Annotated in this window: 2 protein-coding genes; both read left to right on the top strand. The window is 65.8% G+C overall.

Annotation, left to right across the window (positions count from 1 at the left end):
• A partial coding sequence (locus VHB27_RS01085; protein WP_325596817.1) for a FecR family protein occupies positions 1-594 on the top strand: 594 nt, incomplete at its 5' end.
• 112 nt (positions 595-706) lie between these two features.
• Positions 707-2836, top strand: a 2130-nt coding sequence (locus VHB27_RS01080) for a TonB-dependent receptor (protein ID WP_325596815.1), incomplete at its 3' end; no start/stop codon positions are given.

The following is a 2836-nucleotide window of genomic DNA, read 5'->3' as shown; positions in this document are numbered from 1 at the left end:
CAGGTCGCTCGGCTGGACGACGGCACGCGGCTGACCTTGGACACGGCCTCCGCCGTGGATGTCCGCTATTCCCAGACGGAAAGGGTCGTCCGCCTGCGGGCGGGTCGGGTCTTCTTTACGATCGCGGCGGACGCACGCCCGTTCGAGGTGGTCGCGGGGCCGGTGGTGATCCGGGACATCGGCACCGCCTTCTCCGTCGATCGGGATGGCGACGACGTGCGCGTCGCGGTGCGGCAGGGCGAGGTGGCGTTGGCGCCGGATGGCCAGGGCGCGCCGCCACGCAGCCTTCGCGCGGGCGAGGCCGGGGGCTATCGGGACGGCCGGCTGACGGCGCCGGCCAGGATCGATCCGCAGATCGCCTTCGCCTGGCTCGACCACCACCTGTTCTTTCAACAGCGTCCGCTGTGGGAAGTGGTCGACGAGCTGCGGCGCTATTACCGTGGCTGGATCATCATCGCCACGCCGGCCCTTCGCGACCTTAAGGTCAGCGGTGGTTACAATCTCGACGATCCGGTCGCGGCGGTCCGCGACCTCGCGCGCCTGAGCGGCGCCTCCCTGGTCAGCGTGTCGGACCGGCTTCTCATTCTTCGCTGAGGAAATCGTCCGGCCGATTGTGAATCCGGCCGGGGTCATCCGTCTCTCTCTATGCAAACGCTTCTTGGTTGCGCCGATCGATCTCGGGGCGGCCGCCTGTGCAGGAGGACCGATGACCAGAACCCGAGGCCTGACCGGCTTCACGCCGACCCCGCGGCCGAGGCTGGCGACCGCTTTGGCCTTATCGACCGCCCTGGGCTGGACCAGCGTGTCCCTCTGCCCGGCGCTTGCACAGACGGTTGGCCAGGGCAGGCCCGTCCGTGTCGAGATCCCGGCGGAACCCTTGGATAGCGCCATCCGGACGCTGATCCAGCAGACGGGCCTGCAGGTCGCCTATCCGGCCTCGCTGTCGCAAGGCAAGCGTTCCGCCAACGTATCGGGAACGTACGCACCGTCCGACGCGCTTTCCCGCGTGCTTGCCGGGACGGGCCTCAACTACCGGTTCACGGGCGCGAACACCGTCACCCTCGAACCGGCGGCAGCGACGCAGGATGGGGCCACGACGCTGCCCCAGGTCCAGGTCGTCGGGCAGTCGTCTCCGCAAGGCCTCGTCGACAACCTGCCGCCTGCCTATCCAGGCGGGCAAGTCGCCACCGGTGGTCAGGTCGGGCTTCTCGGCAACCGCGACGTCATGGATACGCCGTTCAGCCAGACCAGCTACACGTCCAGGACGTTGCGGGACCAGCAGGTCCGCACTGCGACCGACGTGCTGGTCAACGACCCGTCGGTGCGCCTGACCTGGAACGACATGAGCTATACGTCGGCGCCCTATATCCGGGGGTTTCCGGCCAGTACATGGGATTTCAGCCTCAATGGGCTGTATGGGGTCATCCCCGGCCTGTCCTTCAGCGCCGATTCGATCGAGCGCGTCGAAGTGCTGCACGGTCCCAGCGCCTTGCTCAACGGGATGCCGCCGCTGGGCAGCGTCGGCGGCACCATCAACATCGTTCCCAAGCGCGCCGAAGACGAGCCGATCACGCGATTGACCACCACCTATGCCTCCGACACGCAGTTCGGTACGCAGATCGACATCGGGCGGCGCTTCGGCGAAAACCACGAATGGGGCCTTCGTTTCAACGGCACCTATCGCGGCGGCGACACGTCGACGGAGCACCAGTCCCAACACCTGGGCGACGCGGTGCTGGGTGCGGATTACCGCGGGCGGCGAGCCCGGTTCTCGCTGGACCTGGGCTATCAGGACGAGGATACGCAGGCGCCGCTGCGCCCGACCTATCTTGCCGCGGGCATTCCCGTTCCCAAGGCGCCGAGCGCCAACGCCAATTGGTTCCAGCCGTGGACCTATGCCCATGTGAAGGACTGGTACGGAGCGTTCCGCGGCGAATACGACATCACCGACAACTGGACCGTCTTCGGCGCGGTCGGCGGGCGGCAGGACCGCAGCTACCTGCTGTCCGGTTTTGCCACCATCAATAACGCCAACGGCAACCTGACGGAGGCGCCCTATAATTTTCCGGTCTACCACGACAGCGATTCCCAGCAGGGAGGCGTGCGCGGATATTTTGAAACCGGTCCGATCGCGCATCAGATCGCCTTCACGGCCGACCGCATCCACGACGAGTCCGGCAGCCAGTTTCCTGTCGTTGCTTCGATCCAATCGAACCTCTACCACCCCGCCTTCATCCCCGAACCGGCGTATGCCCATCTGGACGCACCGCGCACAACCGCGGTCGACCTGACCAGCGTCGGTTTCGCCGATACGATGTCGATCCTGAATGAGCGTGTGCAACTGGTCTGGGGCCTGCGGCGTCAGCAGATCGAGTCGCACAACTTCAGTTCCACAACGGGTGCCGTCACGTCCAGCTATGACAAGGATGCGCTGACGCCGGCTGTCGGCATCGTGGTCAAGCCGTGGGAGAACGTTTCCCTGTACGCGAGCTATATTCAAGGGTTGCAGCAGGGTACCGTCGTCGGCGTGGGCTATGCCAATGCAGGGGAAGCGTTGCCGCCTTTCGTTTCCAGCCAATACGAGATCGGCGCCAAGATCGACTGGGGCCACGTCACGACGACCCTCGCGCTGTTTCAGATCGCCCAGCCCAGCGGCACCGCCAGCACGTCAACCAATGTCTATACGGCTGACGGTGAGCAGCGAAATCGCGGTATCGAGTTGAGCAGCTTCGGCCAACTGACGGATCAGGTGCGCATCCTGGGCGGGGTCACATTGCTGCGGGGAGAGCTGACGCACACCGCGAACGGTCGTTACAACGGCAACACGGCGCCTGGC

It is taken from the genome of Rhodopila sp., assembly GCF_035548235.1.
In the GTDB taxonomy this organism is placed as follows: Bacteria; Pseudomonadota; Alphaproteobacteria; order Acetobacterales; family Acetobacteraceae; genus Rhodopila.
Note: the sequence above shows the minus strand (reverse complement) of the source record. Positions and strands in the feature narration are given on the sequence as shown.